The 17,792-nt window shown below is 62.3% G+C and carries 11 protein-coding genes; 6 read left to right on the top strand and 5 right to left on the bottom strand.

The annotated features are described in order from the left end of the window. The first annotated feature begins 57 nt into the window (after positions 1-57). Positions 58-1,602: an outer membrane beta-barrel protein gene (locus ACMUVN_RS20235; protein WP_028758956.1), complete on the top strand. Its 1,545-nt coding sequence runs from the start codon at positions 58-60 to the stop codon at positions 1,600-1,602. A gap of 60 nt (positions 1,603-1,662) precedes the next feature. Here ACMUVN_RS20235 and galU read toward each other — a convergent pair whose 3' ends face one another. Beyond that, a complete protein-coding gene (gene galU, locus ACMUVN_RS20230; RefSeq protein ID WP_003542870.1) occupies positions 1,663-2,550 on the bottom strand; it encodes a UTP--glucose-1-phosphate uridylyltransferase GalU in 888 nt (295 codons plus the stop codon). Positions 2,551-2,754: 204 nt separating this feature from the next. Here galU and ACMUVN_RS20225 point away from each other — a divergent pair, with 204 nt between their 5' ends. Together ACMUVN_RS20225 and ACMUVN_RS20220 are read left to right on the top strand one after the other, a co-directional pair. After that, a complete protein-coding gene (locus ACMUVN_RS20225; protein ID WP_414815412.1) occupies positions 2,755-3,978 on the top strand; it encodes a lytic murein transglycosylase in 1,224 nt (407 codons plus the stop codon). 162 nt (positions 3,979-4,140) lie between these two features. Beyond that, the gene (locus tag ACMUVN_RS20220) at positions 4,141-5,376 is read left to right on the top strand and encodes an SGNH family hydrolase (RefSeq protein ID WP_414815411.1); all 1,236 of its coding nucleotides are present in this window, start codon (positions 4,141-4,143) and stop codon (positions 5,374-5,376) included. Positions 5,377-5,826: 450 nt separating this feature from the next. On the opposite strand, the gene ACMUVN_RS20215 is transcribed toward ACMUVN_RS20220, so the two are convergent. Together ACMUVN_RS20215 and gltB are read right to left on the bottom strand one after the other, a co-directional pair. After that, on the bottom strand, positions 5,827-7,281 hold the full coding sequence (locus ACMUVN_RS20215) for a glutamate synthase subunit beta (protein WP_028756675.1): 1,455 nt from the start codon (positions 7,279-7,281) through the stop codon (positions 5,827-5,829). A gap of 223 nt (positions 7,282-7,504) precedes the next feature. Continuing rightward, positions 7,505-12,229, bottom strand: a complete 4,725-nt coding sequence (gene gltB, locus ACMUVN_RS20210; protein WP_174824463.1) for a glutamate synthase large subunit — start codon at positions 12,227-12,229, stop codon at positions 7,505-7,507. 539 nt (positions 12,230-12,768) lie between these two features. Here gltB and ACMUVN_RS20205 point away from each other — a divergent pair. After that, positions 12,769-13,821, top strand: a complete 1,053-nt coding sequence (locus tag ACMUVN_RS20205; protein WP_028755888.1) for a threonine aldolase family protein — start codon at positions 12,769-12,771, stop codon at positions 13,819-13,821. Positions 13,822-13,841: 20 nt separating this feature from the next. Here ACMUVN_RS20205 and ACMUVN_RS20200 read toward each other — a convergent pair whose 3' ends face one another. After that, positions 13,842-14,696 (bottom strand): LysR substrate-binding domain-containing protein, encoded by an 855-nt coding sequence (locus ACMUVN_RS20200; protein ID WP_028755889.1) that lies wholly within the window; start codon positions 14,694-14,696, stop codon positions 13,842-13,844. A gap of 91 nt (positions 14,697-14,787) precedes the next feature. On the opposite strand from ACMUVN_RS20200, the gene ACMUVN_RS20195 reads away from it, so the two are divergent. Continuing rightward, on the top strand, positions 14,788-15,792 hold the full coding sequence (locus tag ACMUVN_RS20195; protein ID WP_028755890.1) for a bile acid:sodium symporter family protein: 1,005 nt from the start codon (positions 14,788-14,790) through the stop codon (positions 15,790-15,792). A gap of 129 nt (positions 15,793-15,921) precedes the next feature. Here the strand turns inward: ACMUVN_RS20195 and ACMUVN_RS20190 are convergent, their stop codons facing one another. Next, a complete protein-coding gene (locus ACMUVN_RS20190) occupies positions 15,922-16,392 on the bottom strand; it encodes an Hsp20 family protein (protein ID WP_028755891.1) in 471 nt (156 codons plus the stop codon). Positions 16,393-16,812: 420 nt separating this feature from the next. On the opposite strand from ACMUVN_RS20190, the gene ACMUVN_RS20185 reads away from it, so the two are divergent. Continuing rightward, positions 16,813-17,787 carry an alpha/beta fold hydrolase gene (locus ACMUVN_RS20185; protein WP_127430747.1) on the top strand — a complete coding sequence of 325 codons (975 nt, stop codon included), beginning with the start codon at positions 16,813-16,815 and terminating at the stop codon, positions 17,785-17,787. Positions 17,788-17,792: the final 5 nt, after the last annotated feature.

Raw genomic sequence — 17,792 nt, 5'->3', positions numbered from 1 at the left:
TTAACCACAAGGCTTTACCTTTGGGTAAGAACCGAAAGCATGTCAGGCGCGAATTGCATGGGCCAGCCAAAACAGACGAGCAGTGTGACGCCGCTCCGCGCCATGAGCCGTGCCGTCTCTTTTGCCGCGTTCGGAGGCCTGATTCTTGCCCAGACGGCAGCCCTTGCGCAGTCCGCCGCACAGCCGGCAGGCATGGCAAACAGCCGCTCCGCGGCCAATCAGGACAACAGCACCACGAACAACGCCGCCGCCACCGGTTTCGATGACGAGACCGACGGTGCCGCCGCGCCTGCGGCAAATGGTGCGACCGCGAATGCCGACGATGCCCAGCAGAGGCCAGCCATACCGGATGCGCAGGCCGGCGACGACATTACCGGCTCCATCCTCGACGAGGACATACGCCGGCTGAACACCCGCGAAGCGCCGCTCGACGAGACGCTGCCGCGCCGCAGGGCTGCCACAAGCGCCTCGACGGAGGAAACGCCGGGAATCCCGATCGGCACGTTCGTGCTCCGCCCGAGCGTCACCCAGAGCATCAACACCGAGACCACCAAGGACGGCAATACCCGACAGCGGCGCGCCTTTTTCGAAACAGACGCAGCAGCGACCTTGACCTCCGACTGGGGCCGCCATCAACTGTCCGTAACCTCGGAAGGTGCCTATCAGAGGAATATCAGTGGCGAGGGCGAAGAACAGCCCTCCTTCAAGATCAACAGCGACCTCAGGCTCGATCTTCCCGACGACACCACGGCGCACCTGACCGCCGGTTACAATTTCTACCGCGAGGATACGGACGATCCCGACGCCATCGCCAATGCCGCGCAGCAGTCTGATGTACAGGAATTTTCGGCCGGCGCCTCCGTCCAGCGCGATTTCGGCATTCTACGCGGGACGACGGCCCTTGCCATGACCCGCTCGATTTATTCGGATGCCAAGCTTTCGAACGGCACGACCGTCACCCTCAGCGATCGCGACCAGACGACGGGTACGCTGCGCGGCCGCGTCGGCTACGAGCTGTCCCCCGCGCTCATCCCCTTCATCGAAGCCAACATCGGCCGCACGATCTATGACGAAACGCGCGACTCGGCCGGCTATGAGCGCTCGGGGCACAGCTATGGCGCCAAGGTGGGCGTCGAAGTCGATCTCGGCGAGAAACTGAAGGGTGAAGTCGGCGTCGGTTACGAGCAGGCCGATTTCGAAGACAGCCGCCTGTCCTCGATCGATACGGCGACACTCGATGCAAGCCTGCTCTGGTCGCCGATCCGCGGAACCGACGTCAATTTCGACCTGCAAACCAGCATTCAGCCCTCAACGACTGCCGGTGAGAGCGGCTACGTCTCGCACGCACTGACGACGACGCTCACCCACCAGCTGCGCGACAATCTGGTCGGGACGATGATCGGCGGGGTAATATGGCGCGACTATCCCACGGATAGCACCATCAACGACGAGCTCGTCTATACCGCCGCGACCGGCCTGACCTGGAACATCAACCGCTATCTCGATTTGACCAGCACACTCGGCTACGAGCTGACGACGCGCAAGGAAGGCACCGACTCGCAGCAATTTCGTGCCGGCGTCGGCCTCAAGCTGAAACGTTAAACGCCGCGCATCCAGCCCGGATGCGCGGCGTTCTGTCACTTCATAATCCAGGCGTAGCCCTTACTTCAGGCCGGCAAGCAATTCCCTGAAGCCGCCTTCGACGGAGGGACGGATATCGGCGCGTTCGAGAGCGAAGGCGACGTTTGCCAGGATGAAGCCGTCCTTGGCGCCGCAGTCGTAGGTCGCGCCGCGGAAGTGGTAACCGGCGAAATCCTGTTCCTTCAGCAGCTTCAGCATGCCATCGGTGAGCTGGATCTCGTTGCCGGCGCCGCGCTCCTGGGTTTCGAGGATCTTGAAGATCTCCGGCTGCAGGATGTAGCGGCCGTTGATGAAGAAGTTGGAAGGCGCCGTCCCCTTGGCAGGCTTTTCCACCATGCCGGTGATGCGGAAGCCGTCACCGATCGCTTCGCCGACGCCGACGATGCCGTATTTATGCGCCTGGTCGGGCGCGCATTCCTCGACGGCGATGATATTGCCGCCGCTCTGGGCGTAAAGGTCGATCATGCCCTTCATGCAGCCCTTGTCGCCCTTCATGATCATATCGGGCAGCAGCAATGCGAAGGGCTCGTCGCCGACGATCTCGCGGGCGCACCACACGGCGTGGCCGAGGCCGAGCGGCTCCTGCTGTCGGGTGAAGCTCACCGTGCCGGCCTTCGGCAATTGCTGGGCCAGAAGGGTGATCTCCGCCTTCTTGGCGCGCTCGCGCAGCGTCTGTTCCAGCTCGAAATGGATGTCGAAATAGTCTTCGATGACGTGCTTATTGCGCCCGGTGACGAACACCAGATGTTCGATCCCGGCCTCGATCGCCTCATCGACGACATACTGAATGATTGGCTTGTCGACGACGGTCAACATTTCCTTCGGAACAGCCTTTGTCGCCGGCAGGAATCGCGTCCCCAATCCGGCCACCGGAAATACTGCTTTACGAACTTTGTTGTGTTGAGCCACACCGGCCTCCTGCTTCGATCATATCGCTTTGGAAATAGGGCTTTTTAGCCTTAACTAGTATAGAATTGCTACTGTTTTGCAATGGTGACCGCAGCGGTTCGCTATGGTAAAGAATTTGTTGACTCCGTTCCTGTAGTCTTGGTTCTGGCGCGGACATGATGCCTCGCTGTCCCCGGAAACTGAAGATGACGGATACGACTGTCGATGACCCAGAATCACAAAAACTCCCTTCGTGGTCTTGCTCTCGCCCTCATTGTCGCCGCCCAGGTGGGGCTGGTCCCCGACAACGCTAGAGCTGATTCCCGGTTCCAGAAATGGATCGCGGATTTTTACCAAACAGCCGCTCAGAGTGGCATCAGTAAGGCAACTTATCAAAAGGCCTTTTCCGGGGTGAGCGAGCCTGATCCGACCGTGCTCGAAAAGGCCGCCTATCAGCCGGAATTCACCTCGAAGATCTGGGACTATGTCGATTCCCGCGTCAATCCCTACACGGTCAAGATCGGCCGCGAGATGGCCGCCAAACACGCAAGAACACTCGATGCGATCGAGCGGCGATTCGGCGTCGACAAGACCATTCTGCTCGCCATCTGGTCGATGGAATCGAATTACGGCGCGATTCTCGACAAGGACGACCGGCTGCACTATGTGCCGCGCGCGCTGGCAACGCTGGCCTATGCCGATCCGAGCCGCGCCAAATTCGCTAAGAAGCAGCTGGTCGCCGCGCTGAAGATCCTGCAGAACCGTGACGTGCCGGCTCGCGAAATGACCGGCTCCTGGGCCGGCGCCATGGGCCACACCCAGTTCATCCCGACAAGCTACCTGCTTTATGCCGTCGATGCCGACGGCAACGGCCATCGCGATATCTGGAACTCGGTGCCGGATGCGCTGGCGACTTCGGCCAATCTCCTGATGAAGAACGGCTGGGACACCGGCAAGACCTGGGGCTACGAGGTCGTCGTTCCCGCGGCCGCGGCCAAGCAGGCCGGCAAGACCCATACGCTGGCCCAATGGGCAGCGCTCGGCCTGACACGCCCGAACGGCAAGGCCTTCCGCGACGGCGGCACCAAAGCCATGCTGAAGATGCCGGCCGGAGCCGGTGGCCCCGGCTTCCTGATGACCGCCAACTTCTTCACCATCAAGAACTACAATGCCTCGGACAGCTATGCGCTTGCCGTCGGCCTGCTGGCCGACCAGATCGCCGGCTACGGCGGCATGCAGCAGCGCTGGCCGCGCCCGGACGGCGCCCTTGATATCACTGAGAAATTCGAGCTGCAAACGCGTCTGAAGACACTCGGCTATTACAATGGCGAGGTCGACGGCAATTTCGGCTCGGGTTCGAAGGCGGCGATATCAGCCGTGCAGGAGCGCATCGGCATGCAGCCGGACGGCGAGCCCTCCTTGCCGCTTCTGAACGCGTTGCGCCGCTAGATCGGGATAATCTCCGCCGGGAAGCTGAACCCGCATTTGGATCAAGAAAGTAGGGCATGACACCGCCCGAAAACCACACACACTTTTCGGCATGCTGCTCTACAACAGCCAGAACCTTGACCTAGATAGCGAGAGTGGACGCTGGCCTACCCCACGTGCAAGATGCCGGCAGATGCGGAACTGCCCATGACGAAGAAAACTGATCGCACCCCAATCCGTTGGCTCATGCTCGCCTTGACGGCGGCTTCGCTATTCGTTGGCGCGCTTGCGCCGGTGCAGGTTGCCGAAGCCCAGGAGCAGCGCTACCAGCGCCGGTCGATCCTCGATTTCCTCCTCGGCCGGCGCTATCTCGACGACGCACCGCAGGCGCCTGATGTCCAGCAGCCGAGACGCCAGCAGCGCAAGCGCCCGCCGGCGCAGAAAGCCATCGTCAATACCCGCACCGCGCCGCCGGTCCGCGCTCCCGTGCAGGAGGAGCCGGCGGTGCAGAAGCTCGGCGACGCCCGTAAGATCCTGATCGTCGGCGATTTCCTGGCGAGCGGCCTCGGCGACGGCCTCACCGCCGCCTTCGAGACCTCGCCCGGTGTCGTCGTCGAAGCCCGCGGCAACGTCTCCTCGGGCCTGGTTCGTGACGATTATTACGACTGGCCGGCACAGTTGCCGAAGATGATCGACGAGCTGAAGCCGGCGATGGTCGTCGTCATGATCGGCGCCAACGACCGCCAGCAGATGGTGACCGACACCGCCAAGGAAAAATTCCGCACCGATGGCTGGTTTGCCGAATATCGCCGCCGTGTCCTTTCCTTCGGCAAGGAGGTCACCGCCCGCAAGATCCCGCTGCTCTGGGTCGGCCTTCCCGCTTTCCAGTCCGATTCGATGACGGCCGATGCCGTCCAGATGAATCAGCTTTACCGCAACCAGGTTGAAAGCATCGGCGGCGAATTCGTCGACATCTGGGATGGTTTCGTCGACGAAAACGGCACCTTCATCGTCACTGGTTCGGATGTGAACGGCCAGCAGGTGCGCCTGCGCACCTCCGACGGCATTAATCTTACGCAAGCCGGCCGGCGAAAGCTCGCCTTCTATGTGGAAAAGCCGGCCCGGCGTCTTCTCGGCACCCAGGCAAGCCCCGACCTAATTCGCCTCGACTCCAGCAATCTGCCCGGCCTCGGCCTCCCCGCCAATCCGGTCGAACATACCGTACCGATCAGCCTCTCCGATCCCAATCTCGACGGCGGCGCCGAGCTTCTCGGCGCCAGGCCGCCGCCTGTGGCTTTGACGCGGTCGCCGCGCGACCTCCTGGTCGAGCAGGGCGAAATGACGCCAGCACCTCCCGGCCGCGTTGACGATTACCGCCTGCCTGCCGCAAAGGCGCCGGCCGAAGTCTCGGTCAAATAAAGAGACCGCCCGCTCTGCTGCGCTGGATCAGCGATCAATCGCGGCGGGCGGCATTGTGCTTGCGGTTACAAGCTGCTCTTCGGCGAGCATAAAAGCACATCTCCTGCGTAACAGCGTCCTGCAATTCGGCTAGCTCTAGTCTAGATCGTAGATCAGTCGGCAACGCGCTGTGCGTGAAGCAGCCTTTCGCTCCGTTCCGGTCTAGGTCGCCGCCTACGGCCAGCTCAGATAATAATGGTTGGAGCCGGATAGGCCGAAGAAGGCGTCGCTGTCGTTCGTCTGAAATCGCTCCGGCCGCTGACATCGATGTCCTTGCCGTTGCCCGAGGCTTGCGGCACGGTTCCGCGGTAAGCGGTCGCATCACGTCCTGGCGGACGCGCGGCGCTCCATGAAAAAACTCCGCCGATAGGGCGGAGTTCTTGTCTTCTTGAAGGTGTGAGCGGCCGACGGTCAGTTCGGCAGGACGGTCGAGCCCATCAATGCCTCGTCGATCGCACGCGCCGCCTGGCGGCCTTCACGGATCGCCCAAACCACCAACGACTGGCCGCGGCGCACGTCGCCGGCCGTCCAGAACTTGTCGATCGACGTCTTGTAGTCGCGGTCGTTGGCGACCACGTTGGTCGAGCCGCGCTTGTCGGTGTTGAGCGTCAGCTTGCCTTCGAGCTCCTTCAGCACGCTTGATGTGAACGGGCCGCGGAAACCGATGGCGATAAAGGCGAGATCGGCCCGGATGACGAATTCCGTGCCCGGAACCGGCCGCCGGCGCTCATCGACCTCGCAGCACTTGACGCCGGTCAGCACGCCGTCTTCGCCGACGAACTCAAGCGTGGCCACCTGGAATTCCCGCACGGCACCCTCGGCTTGCGAGGAGGAAGTGCGCATCTTCGTCGCCCAGAACGGCCAGACGGCAAGCTTGTCTTCCTTTTCCGGCGGCTGCGGTCGGATGTCGAGCTGGGTGACCTTGACGGCCCCCTGGCGGAACGCCGTGCCGACGCAGTCCGAAGCCGTATCGCCGCCGCCGACGACGACGATATGTTTGGCGCCGGCAAGGATCGGGTCCGATGGCCAGCCGACGCTGTCGATGTTCTCGCGACCGACGCGGCGGTTCTGCTGGACGAGATAGGGCATCGCATCGTGGACGCCCGCAAGCTCGGTGCCGGGAATGCCCGCCTCGCGCGGCGTCTCGGAGCCGCCGCAGTAAAGAACGGCGTCATGATCGGCGAGTAGCTGCTCGACCTTGACATCGACGCCGACATTGACGCCGCAATGGAAGGTGACGCCCTCGCCCTTCATCTGCTCGACGCGGCGGTCGATGAAGTTCTTCTCCATCTTGAAATCGGGGATGCCGTAGCGCAGCAGCCCGCCCGGCTTTGTTTCGCGCTCGTAGACATGCACCTCGTGGCCGGCGCGGCCGAGCTGCTGGGCGGCCGCCATGCCGGCGGGGCCGGAGCCGATGACGGCAACCTTCTTGCCGGTATGCACCGTCGCCGGCTGCGGCCGGATGAAGCCGAGCTCATAGGCCTTGTCGGCGATCGCCTGTTCGACCGTCTTGATGGCAACAGGCGCATCCTCGAGATTAAGCGTGCAGGCTTCCTCGCAGGGTGCCGGGCAGACGCGGCCGGTGAACTCAGGGAAGTTGTTGGTCGAATGCAGGTTCTGGATCGCCGCTTCCCAGTTGTTGTTGTAGACGAGGTCGTTCCAATCGGGAATCTGGTTATGAACCGGGCAGCCGGTCGGGCCGTGACAATAGGGGATGCCACAGTCCATGCAGCGCGCGGCCTGTTTCTGCACTTCCGGGTCCGACATCGGGATCGTGAACTCGCGGAAATGACGGATACGATCCGACGCCGGCTGATACTTCGCTACCTGCCGGTCGATTTCCAGAAACCCTGTTACCTTACCCATGCTTTCGTCCCTTACCCTCATGACCGCCTCACCGCAGCCAATCTGTCTATCGTCAGTCCCGGTATCCGGGGCAAGTTGCTTCTCTTGACCGTCATTGGCGCATATCCCCTGGAAGACATCCGTGCGATCTGGACAGGTTTCGCTGTCGGCACGATCGGAGTCATCGAGATATTTTCGTCATCCGTCACCTGCGGTCAGCAGGTGACGGATGTCCCAGTGCAAATCATTCCGCGGCGATGCCCATCCGGCTGCGCTCCATTTCCTCGAGCGCACGGCGGTATTCGACCGGCATGACCTTGCGGAACTTCGGACGGTAGTCGGCCCAGCTGTCGAGGATCTGCTTGGCGCGGGTTGAACCCGTATAGTGCAGATGGTTGGAGATCAGCTGGTAGAGGCGCTCCTCGTCGTGGCGCGTCATGTCGCCGGAAACGTCGACACGTCCCTTGTGCATGAGATCGCCGCCGTGATGATGCAGCTTCTCCAGCATGTCGTCCTCCTCGGGCACCGGCTCGAGTTCGACCATCGCCATGTTGCAGCGGCTGGCGAAATCGCCGGTTTCATCGAGCACATAGGCAACACCGCCGGACATGCCGGCCGCGAAGTTACGGCCCGTGGCGCCAAGCACGACGACGACGCCGCCGGTCATATATTCGCAGCCATGGTCGCCGACACCCTCAACGATGGCGATCGCACCCGAATTGCGCACGGCGAAACGTTCGCCCGCCACACCCCGGAAGTAGCATTCGCCCTCGGTCGCACCGTAAAGCACGGTGTTGCCGACGATGATCGAGTTCTCAGCCACGATCCGCGAATTCTCCGGCGGCCGGATGATGATCTTGCCGCCCGAAAGCCCCTTGCCGACATAGTCGTTGCCGTCACCGATCAGGTTGAAGGTGACGCCACGCGCCAGGAAGGCGCCAAAGCTCTGCCCCGCCGTACCGCGAAGTGTGACATTGATCGTGTCTTCCTTCAGCCCGCGGTGGCGGAAGCGCTTGGCGACCTCGCCGGAGAGCATCGCGCCCGCCGAACGGTCGACGTTCTTGATCCCGACCTCGAAGGCAACGGGTGTCTTGGCGGTCAGCGCCGGCTGTGCCTGCTCGATCAGCACGCGGTCGAGAATATCGTCGATCGGGTGCTGCTGCCGGCTCGTCCAGAAGGTCTCTTCCTTGGCGGCATCGACCTTATGGAAGATGCGGCTGAAGTCGAGGCCGTTGGCCTTCCAGTGCGCCAGCATCTCGTCCTTCTCCAACAGCTCCGAAGCGCCGATGATCTCGTCGAGCCGGGTAAAGCCGAGCGAGGCGAGAATTTCGCGCACTTCGTTGGCGACGAAGAAGAAGTAGTTGATGACGTGCTCCGGCGTGCCCTTGAAGCGCTTGCGCAGCACCGGATCCTGGGTTGCCACGCCCACCGGACAGGTGTTGAGATGGCACTTGCGCATCATGATGCAGCCAGCAGCAATCAGCGGCGCGGTGGCGAAGCCGAATTCGTCAGCGCCGAGCAGCGCCCCGATGATGACGTCGCGGCCGGTCTTCAACCCGCCGTCCACCTGCAATGCGACACGCGAGCGCAAGCCGTTCAGCACCAACGTCTGCTGGGTCTCGGCAAGGCCGATTTCCCAGGGGCTGCCGGCATGCTTGAGCGAAGTCAGCGGCGATGCACCCGTGCCGCCATCGAAGCCGGCGACCGTGATATGGTCGGCGCGCGCTTTGGCGACGCCGGCGGCGACCGTGCCGACGCCGACTTCGGAGACGAGCTTGACCGAGACATCCGAGGTAGGGTTGACGTTCTTTAGATCGTAGATCAGCTGCGCCAGATCTTCGATGGAATAGATGTCGTGGTGAGGCGGCGGCGAAATCAGGCCGACACCCGGCGTCGAGTGGCGGGTCTTGGCAACCGTCGCGTCAACCTTGTGACCCGGCAGCTGGCCGCCTTCGCCAGGCTTGGCGCCTTGCGCCACCTTGATCTGCAGCACGTCGGCATTGACGAGATATTCGGTGGTGACGCCGAAGCGGCCCGAGGCAATCTGCTTGATCGCCGAACGTTCCGGGTTCATCGAACCGTCGGCCAGCGGCATGTAGCGGTCGGATTCCTCGCCGCCCTCGCCGGTGTTCGACTTGCCGCCGATCCGGTTCATGGCGATCGCCAACGTCGTATGCGCCTCCCTGGAGATCGAGCCGAAGGACATCGCTCCCGTCGAGAAACGCCTGACGATATCGGCCGCCGGCTCGACCTCGTCGATCGAAACCGGCGTGCGGCCGAGCGCCTCGGCGCTCTTCATCCTGAAGAGGCCGCGGATCGTGTTCATGCGCAGCGCTGAATTGTTCACCATCTCGGCGAATTCGCGGTAGCGATCCTCGGCATTGCCGCGCACCGCATGCTGAAGGGCAGCGACTGCATCCGGCGTCCAGGCGTGGCTTTCGCCGCGCATGCGGTAGGCATATTCGCCGCCGATGTCGAGCGTCGTCGCAAGAAGCGGATCCTTGCCGAAGGCCGCGTTATGGCGGGCGACGGTTTCGGCGGCAATCGCCTCGAGGCCGACACCTTCGATCATCGTCGCGGTCCCGAAGAAATATTTGTCGATGAGTTCCGACTGCAGGCCGATCGCATCGAAGATCTGCGCCCCGCAATAGGATTGATAGGTCGAGATACCCATCTTCGACATGACCTTGAGGATGCCTTTGCCGACCGCCTTGATGTAGCGGTAGACGATTTCGGAAGCATCCACTTCCTTCGGGAATTCGCCCTTGGCATGCATGTCGAGCAGCGTGTCGAAGGCGAGATAGGGGTTGATCGCCTCGGCGCCGTAGCCGGCGAGCAGGCAGAAATGATGCACTTCGCGCGGTTCGCCGGTCTCGACGACGAGACCGACCGAGGTGCGGAGCCCCTTGCGGATCAGGTGATGGTGTACGGCCGCCGTCGCCAGCAGCGCCGGAATGGCGATCCGGTCCGGGCCAATCTGGCGGTCGGAGAGCACGATGATGTTGTAGCCGCCCTTGACGGCCGCTTCCGCGCGCTCGCAGAGTCGGTCGAGCATCTCCGGCATGCCTTCGGCGCCACGCTCGATATCATAGGTGAAATCAAGCGTCTTGGTGTCGAAACGATCTTCCGTATGGCCGATCGAGCGGATCTTCTCGAGATCGCCGTTGGTCAGGATCGGCTGACGCACTTCAAGCCGCTTGGCGTTCGCCGCGCCCTCGTGGTCGAGAATGTTCGGCCGCGGCCCGATGAAGGACACGAGGCTCATGACCAGTTCCTCGCGGATCGGGTCGATCGGCGGGTTGGTCACCTGCGCGAAGTTCTGCTTGAAATAAGTGTAGAGCAGCTTGGGCTTTTCCGACATCGCCGAGATCGGCGTATCCGTGCCCATCGAGCCGATCGCCTCCTGGCCCGTCGTCGCCATCGGCGACATCAGGATGCGAGTATCCTCGAGCGTGTAGCCGAAGGCCTGCTGGCGATCGAGCAACGACACGTCGCGGCGCAGCGCCCGTGGCTCCACCGGCTTCAGATCTTCGAGGATGAGCTGGGTGCGGTTCAGCCAGCTGCGATAGGGATGCGCCGTCGCCAGCTGCGACTTCACCTCGTCGTCGGAGATGATGCGGCCTTCCTCCATGTCAATCAGCAGCATCTTGCCCGGCTGCAGGCGCCACTTCTGGATGATCTTCTCTTCCGGAACCGGCAGCACGCCGGCTTCGGACGCCATGATGACGCGGTCGTCATCGGTGACGAGGTAGCGCGCCGGCCGCAGGCCGTTGCGGTCGAGCGTAGCACCGATCTGCTTGCCATCGGTGAAGGCCACGGCAGCCGGACCGTCCCAGGGCTCCATCAGAGCGGCATGATATTCGTAGAACGCCTTGCGGTCGGCCGCCATCGATTGGTTGCCGGCCCAGGCTTCCGGGATCAGCATCATCACCGCATGTGCCATCGAATAACCGCCGCGCACCAGGAATTCGAGCGCGTTGTCGAAACAGGCCGTATCCGACTGACCCTCATAGGAAATCGGCCAGAGCTTGGAAATGTCCTCACCGAACAGCGGCGAGGAGACCGACGCCTGGCGCGCCGCCATCCAGTTGACGTTGCCGCGCAGCGTGTTGATCTCGCCGTTATGGGCGACCATGCGGTAGGGATGCGCGAGCTTCCACGACGGGAAGGTGTTGGTCGAGAAACGCTGGTGCACCAGGGCGACCGCGCTTTCGAAGCGCGGATCCGACAGGTCCTTGTAATAGACGCCGACCTGATAGGCCAGGAACATGCCCTTGTAGACCACCGTCGCCGACGACAGCGACACCGGATAGAAATTGCTCTCCTCGCCGTCGAACTCATCATAGATACGGTTGGAGATCACCTTGCGCAGCGTGAACAGCCGGCGCTCGAACTCGTCGTTGTTTTCGGCATCCTCGCCGGCGCCGATGAAGACCTGCACATGATGCGGCTCGGTTGCGGCAATCGCCGGCGCCTTGGAGAGCGAGGAATTGTCGACCGGCACGTCGCGAAAGCCGATGAAGACCTGGCCTTCCTCGGTGATGACGTCTTGGATCACCTTCTTGAAGTGCTCGATCTGCTTTTCATCGCGCGGCATGAAGATATGGCCGACGCCATATTCGCCGATCGGCGGCAGGGTGATGCCCTGCTCGGCCATCTCCTCGCGGAAGAAACGGTCGGGGATCTGCACCAGGATGCCGGCGCCGTCACCCATCAGCGGATCGGCGCCGACGGCGCCGCGATGCGTCAGGTTCTCGAGGATGAACAGGCCGTCCTTGACGATCTGGTGCGACTTCTGGCCCTTCATATGCGCGACGAAGCCGACGCCGCAGGCATCGTGTTCGTTGCGCGGATCGTAGAGGCCCTGTTTCTTCGGCAGGCCGGAGGCGGATGTGGAGATATTGGCCGTCGCGCGCACCTCGGCAGCAGCAAACCGGTCAAATTCCATGGATGGCGTCTTCGTCATCATCTTTCCTCCTGTCGAAGCCCGCGGGGCCGCGGGCGGCTTTTCGTCATGCGCCGCAACCCGAAGATAAGTTCGGCGCGTGACAGCGCTGTTGCAGTGTGAAGATCGGCCGCAGACATCTGCTTCAAAGGAAAGCAAACCGTCGCGTTCCGCGCCTGCCATTCGCCTCCGCGCGCCGCCGGCAAGGCTTTGACGCTCGGAAGAACTATAGCGTGAAAGCCGGTCTGTTCCAGGGCTTTCGGCGCCTCTTCGGCCACAAAGGCCAAAATAGGACAGCAACACTGTCCTAATTCATCAGTTCTATGCCAGAAAGCATTCGGCTCCGCAAGAGCGCTCTGTCAAAAAACATCAATTTGCGACTGAAGATTGCCGGATCAGTCGGCATGGCGAAATAAAATTACACAAAGCCACACTATTTTGTTTATTGATTGCGTAGTTCAATTTCTGTGATGTGTCACGGGCGACAACCTTGATCCTGTGAAGCTTTGGCGTAATGTCCGCTGCGGACTTGCCAACCTTATCCTTCCCCAACGGTTTCCCCCATGTTCTTTGCTTCCGATAACTGGGCCGGCGCCCATCAATCCATTGCCGAACGTCTGCTGACGGAATCGGCCGGTTTTGCCGCCGCCTATGGCGCCGGCGACCTCGACAGGAAGGTCGAAGCCCGCTTTTCCGAGATTTTCGAACGCGAGGTTTCGGTCTTTTTCGTCGCCACCGGCACGGCCGCCAACTCGCTGTCGCTGGCAAGCGTCCAGCGCCCCGGCGGCATCACCTTCTGCCATTCGGAAGCCCATGTGATCGAGGATGAATGCGGCGCGCCGGAATTCTTCTCCGGCTCCGCCCGCCTCGTTGCCGTCGACGGCGAAGCCGGCAAGATCGATCCGGCCGGGCTCTCGGCAAAGATCGCGCATTATCCCGAAGACGCCCTCCGTCATGGCCGCGCCAGCGCGGTGACGATCACCCAGGCAACCGAGATCGGCACCGTCTATTCGCTGCCGGAGATCGGCGAGATCGCCGCCATATCAAAAAAACGCAATCTGCCGCTCCATATGGATGGCGCCCGCTTCGCCAATGCGCTGATCGCGCTCGGCGCCACCCCGGCCGAAATGACCTGGAAGCGCGGCGTCGACATGCTCTCCTTCGGCGGCACCAAGAATGGTTGCTGGTGTGCGGAAGCGATCGTCTTCTTCAATCCGGATCAGGCCCGGGAAATGCCCTTCATCCGCAAGCGCGCCGCCCAGCTCTTTTCCAAGTCGCGCTTCATCGCCGCCCAGTTCGATGCCTATTTCGAAAACGGTCTCTGGCTCGATCTCGCCCGCCATTCGAACGGCATGGCCGACGGGCTGCGCGCCGGCATCAGAGACAGCAACGCCGCCCGCCTCGCCTGGCCGACCGCCTCCAACGAAGTCTTTGCCGTTATCAGCAAAAGCGCTGCGAAAACCGCGGAGGAAAAGGGCGCGAAATTCTACGAATGGCCGGTTCCGGCGGCAACGCCCGAGCTCGTTTCCGAAAGCGAAATCCTGATCCGTCTCGTCACCAGCTTCGCGACGACGGAAGCGGATGTGGATGGTTTCCTGAAGTGCCTGGTTGCCTGATTGCCCCGATTGGCAATGCTTCACGCCGATTTCAGTCCCCTCACCTTTTGCAGAATATCGTCGGAAAGTGCTGAGACCAGCGCCTGATCCGCTCCCTTGCGCGGCACCAGCACGAATTCGACGTCCTCTAGCGCCGGAAGTTTTCCCGCAGCAATCTCCTTCAGGCCTGATGGTGCCATGCTGCGCGGCTGCACCAGCACGCCCATCCCGGCCCGCGCCGCCGCCGTCAACCCACTCAGGCTGCCGCAGGTGCAGACGATCCGCCACGGCACGCCGTTTCGCCCGAGCGCTTCCAGGGCGATCACCCGTGTGACGCTCGGCGGCGGAAAGGCGATCAGAGGCAGAGGGCCGGAGGCGAGCACACGCTCGGGATCGCGCGCCAGCCAGACGAGCGGCTCGCGATAGACGAGTTTTCCGCGTGCATCGCCGAGCCGGCGCTTGGCGAGCACCAAATCGATCTCACCATTATCCTGCATCTCGTAGAGAACGCCTGATAGCGCCACCGTCAGTTCCAGATCGACGGAGGGATGCGAACGAACGAAATCTTCCAGCACCGCCGGCAACTGGCTGGTGACAAAGTCCTCCGACACGCCGAGCCGCAGGCTGCCGCGCAGGCTGTGGCTCTTAAACAATGACTGCACCTGCCCCTCGATCGAAAGCATGGCGCGCGCATGCGAGAGCAACGCCTCGCCATCGCCGGTCAGCATCACCTTATGCGTGTCGCGCGCCAGCAGCTTGCGCCCCAGGGCCGTCTCCAGCCGCTGGATATGCTGGCTGACCGTCGATTGCCCCAGGCCAAGCCTCTCCGCAGCAAGGGTGAAACTGCCCATCTGTTCGACGGCGACGAAACTGCGCAATTGCGAAAGGTCCAGCATGATCCAGATTCTCGATAACTGTTATTTCTTGCATCCTGGATCATAATGGACGACAGAACAACGACTGTTTTTATCACGCCGCGAGACCGTCATGCGCCGCTTTCTGCCCGATACATTCACCATCCTGCTCGTCTGCACCGTCATCCTCGCCTCCTTGTTTCCGGCGAGCGGCACATTCGCGGATTATTTCGGCATCGCCACCGATCTTGCCATCGCCCTGCTGTTCTTCCTGCATGGCGCCCGCCTCTCGCGCGACGTCGTCATAGCAGGCCTGCTGCACTGGCGGCTGCATCTCGTCATCCTGCTGACGACCTTCGGCATCTTCCCGCTGCTCGGGATGGCGCTCGGACTGATCCCGGACACGATCCTGCCGCAGCCGCTTTATCTCGGCATTCTCTTCCTCTGCGTGCTGCCATCGACGGTGCAGTCGTCGATCGCCTTCACCTCGATGGCCGGCGGCAATGTGCCTGCCGCCATCTGCTCGGCCTCGGCGTCCAACATCTTCGGCATGTTCCTGACACCGCTGCTCGTCGGCTTGCTGTTTTCCGTCGGCGGCCATGGCGGCTTCTCTTTCGACGCCTTGGAGCAGATCCTGCTGCAGCTGCTTGCCCCCTTCATCGTCGGCCAGATCCTGCAGCCCTGGATCGGCGACTGGATCCGCGCCAAGAAGAAGATCCTGATGCCTGTCGACCGCGGCTCGATCCTGATGGTCGTCTATCTCGCCTTCAGCACGGCGGTGGTCGAAGGCCTGTGGCACACTTTCTCGATCGCCGATATCGCCGTCGTCATCGCAGCCGACATCGTGCTGTTGGCACTTGTTCTTGTTTTGACGATGTTCGGCAGCCGCTGGCTCGGTTTCAACAAGCCCGACCAGATTACCATCACCTTCTGCGGCTCGAAGAAGAGCCTTGCCAGCGGCGTGCCGATGGCAAATGTCATCTTCGCCGGCCAGTCGATCGGCGCGATCGTGCTGCCGCTGATGCTCTTCCACCAGATCCAGCTGATGGTCTGCGCCGTCATCGCCCAGAAATACGCCGCCGCCGCGGCCCGCCGCGCAACGGAAAAGGAAATGGACGAGGCAGCCAGCCCGGCATAGAGCAGGTCGCGCAAAAATAAGGAGCTAAAGCGCGAGGAGCGAATCTGAAGGATCGCGGCGCGCTTTGGGCGACAAATAAAAAACGGCGCCCCGATGGGAGCGCCGTCCGTTTTACCCGTAAGGGATCGATCAGCCGTTGATGATCTGCGCTTCGATGGCCCTCGGAGCCTCAACCGGTTCTGCGGCAATCGCGATCTTGCGGGGCTTCATGGCCTCGGGAATATTGCGCAGAAGGTCGATGTGCAGCAGGCCGTTCTTCAGCGAAGCGGCAGTCACCTCGACATGGTCGGCAAGCTGGAAGCGGCGCTCGAAGGCGCGCTTGGCAATGCCGCGATAGAGGAATTCGCCACCTTCGGCAGGTTCCTCGTTCTTTTCGCCCTTCACGGACAGAACATGGGCATGGGCTTCGATCGAAAGTTCGGTCTCGTCGAAACCGGCGACCGCCATGGTGATGCGATAGGTGTTTTCACCGGTGCGCTCGATATTATAGGGCGGATAGGTCTGCGCCTGCTCCGGCTGGGCAAGGCTGTCGAGCATGGTGAAGAGCCGGTCGAAACCGACGGTCGAACGATAAAGGGGAGAGAAGTCTACGTGACGCATGATGTCCTCCTGTGGAAGCGACGTGTTGCGATGAAATGCCCCTGAAACCCCATCTTTGGCGGCCTCGGGACGGTTGCGCGGGCCCTTTCCGGCGCCCGCAGGAAGGAGATGGTGATGGGATTTGACGAGTTCAAGACCTTTTGGGAATCGCCTTGATCGGCCAGTGAACCCCGCATGAACGACCGGTTCGGCACGCGTTCAGGCGCATTCGCTTAGGAATTTCAGCGTCGGGTGAATCTGGTCCCGATGGCTGAAGTGCATCGTCCCTTCTTCTTCAGTCTCAACTTCGGCCGGCCGCGAGCACCCTCATGCTCCTGCCGGCCCTTTTCCCGCGCCTTGCGGGCGCACCGCTTTCCAAGGCGGATACCATGCGCTATCCCTGATAGGCGAAGCAGTCAGCAGCGGCGCATTGGCAAGGTCATGGATCAGGTTCTCTATTCGACGCCCGACAATCCCGCCCCGGAAAACCGCACCGAGGGGTTCTTCGAAACCCATGACGGCCACCGGCTGCGTTACGCCGTCTTCCGCTCGAGCGCCCAGATGGCCAGGGGCACGGTCGTCATCCTTCATGGCCGCAACGAATATATCGAGAAATATTTCGAGACGATCCGCGACCTGACGGCCAAAGGCCTCTGGGTGGCGACTTTCGACATGCGCGGCCAGGGCGGTTCGTCAAGGCTGCTGAAGCACCGCAACCACGGCCACATCCGCCGCTTTGCCGATTACGAGCGTGATCTCGACATCTTCCTTGAAAAGGTGGTGCTGCCGGATACCCGCCTGCCCTTCTACCTGCTCGCCCATTCCACAGGCGGGCTGATCGCGCTCTCGGCCGCGCCCTATCTCACCACCCGTATCGACCGGATGGTGCTGTCGGCGCCCTTCATCGGCCTGACCGGCCAAGCGGCTTCGCCCCGTGTCATCCGCGCTGTGGCCGGCACGCTGAACGCCATCGGCCTGGGCTTTCTGCCGCTGACCTCGAAACTGAAGGAGCCGGATTTCCGCGACAATCCGCTGACCTCCGACGAACTCCGCTTCGAGCGCAACGTCGCGATGATGAAGGACCATCCGGAACTGACGCTCGGGCCGCCGACAGCCCGCTGGCTGATCGAGGCTTTTCGCACGATGGACCGGGTCACCTCGCCCGACCATCTCTTCTCGATCACCATCCCGACCATCGTCATCGCCCCGACGCGGGACGGTGTCGTGCCCTACACGGCGCAGGAGCGGCTCTCGCGTTATTTCCGCGCCGGCCAGTTGGTGCCAATCAACGGCGCCCGTCACGAGATCTTCCAGGAACGGGATACCTACCGCGCCGCCGCTCTTGCCGCCTTCCACGCCTTCATTCCCGGCAGCGACGCCGAAGAAAACCAGGACGTCGCCGCCCTCGGCACGTGACCCGA

This window comes from Rhizobium sp. IY2 (assembly GCF_047532935.1).
Lineage (GTDB): Bacteria > Pseudomonadota > Alphaproteobacteria > Rhizobiales > Rhizobiaceae > Rhizobium > Rhizobium anhuiense.
Note: the sequence above shows the minus strand (reverse complement) of the source record. Positions and strands in the feature narration are given on the sequence as shown.

Coding starts and splice junctions, on each gene's coding strand:
- ACMUVN_RS20185 (WP_127430747.1), top strand. CDS start 16,813: ATGGATCAGGTTCTCTATTCGACGCCCGACAATCCCGCCCCGGAAAAC.
- ACMUVN_RS20190 (WP_028755891.1), bottom strand. CDS start 16,392: ATGCGTCACGTAGACTTCTCTCCCCTTTATCGTTCGACCGTCGGTTTC.
- ACMUVN_RS20215 (WP_028756675.1), bottom strand. CDS start 7,281: ATGGGTAAGGTAACAGGGTTTCTGGAAATCGACCGGCAGGTAGCGAAG.
- ACMUVN_RS20205 (WP_028755888.1), top strand. CDS start 12,769: ATGTTCTTTGCTTCCGATAACTGGGCCGGCGCCCATCAATCCATTGCC.
- ACMUVN_RS20225 (WP_414815412.1), top strand. CDS start 2,755: ATGACCCAGAATCACAAAAACTCCCTTCGTGGTCTTGCTCTCGCCCTC.
- ACMUVN_RS20200 (WP_028755889.1), bottom strand. CDS start 14,696: ATGCTGGACCTTTCGCAATTGCGCAGTTTCGTCGCCGTCGAACAGATG.
- ACMUVN_RS20220 (WP_414815411.1), top strand. CDS start 4,141: ATGCCGGCAGATGCGGAACTGCCCATGACGAAGAAAACTGATCGCACC.
- ACMUVN_RS20235 (WP_028758956.1), top strand. CDS start 58: ATGGGCCAGCCAAAACAGACGAGCAGTGTGACGCCGCTCCGCGCCATG.
- ACMUVN_RS20195 (WP_028755890.1), top strand. CDS start 14,788: ATGCGCCGCTTTCTGCCCGATACATTCACCATCCTGCTCGTCTGCACC.
- gltB (WP_174824463.1), bottom strand. CDS start 12,229: ATGATGACGAAGACGCCATCCATGGAATTTGACCGGTTTGCTGCTGCC.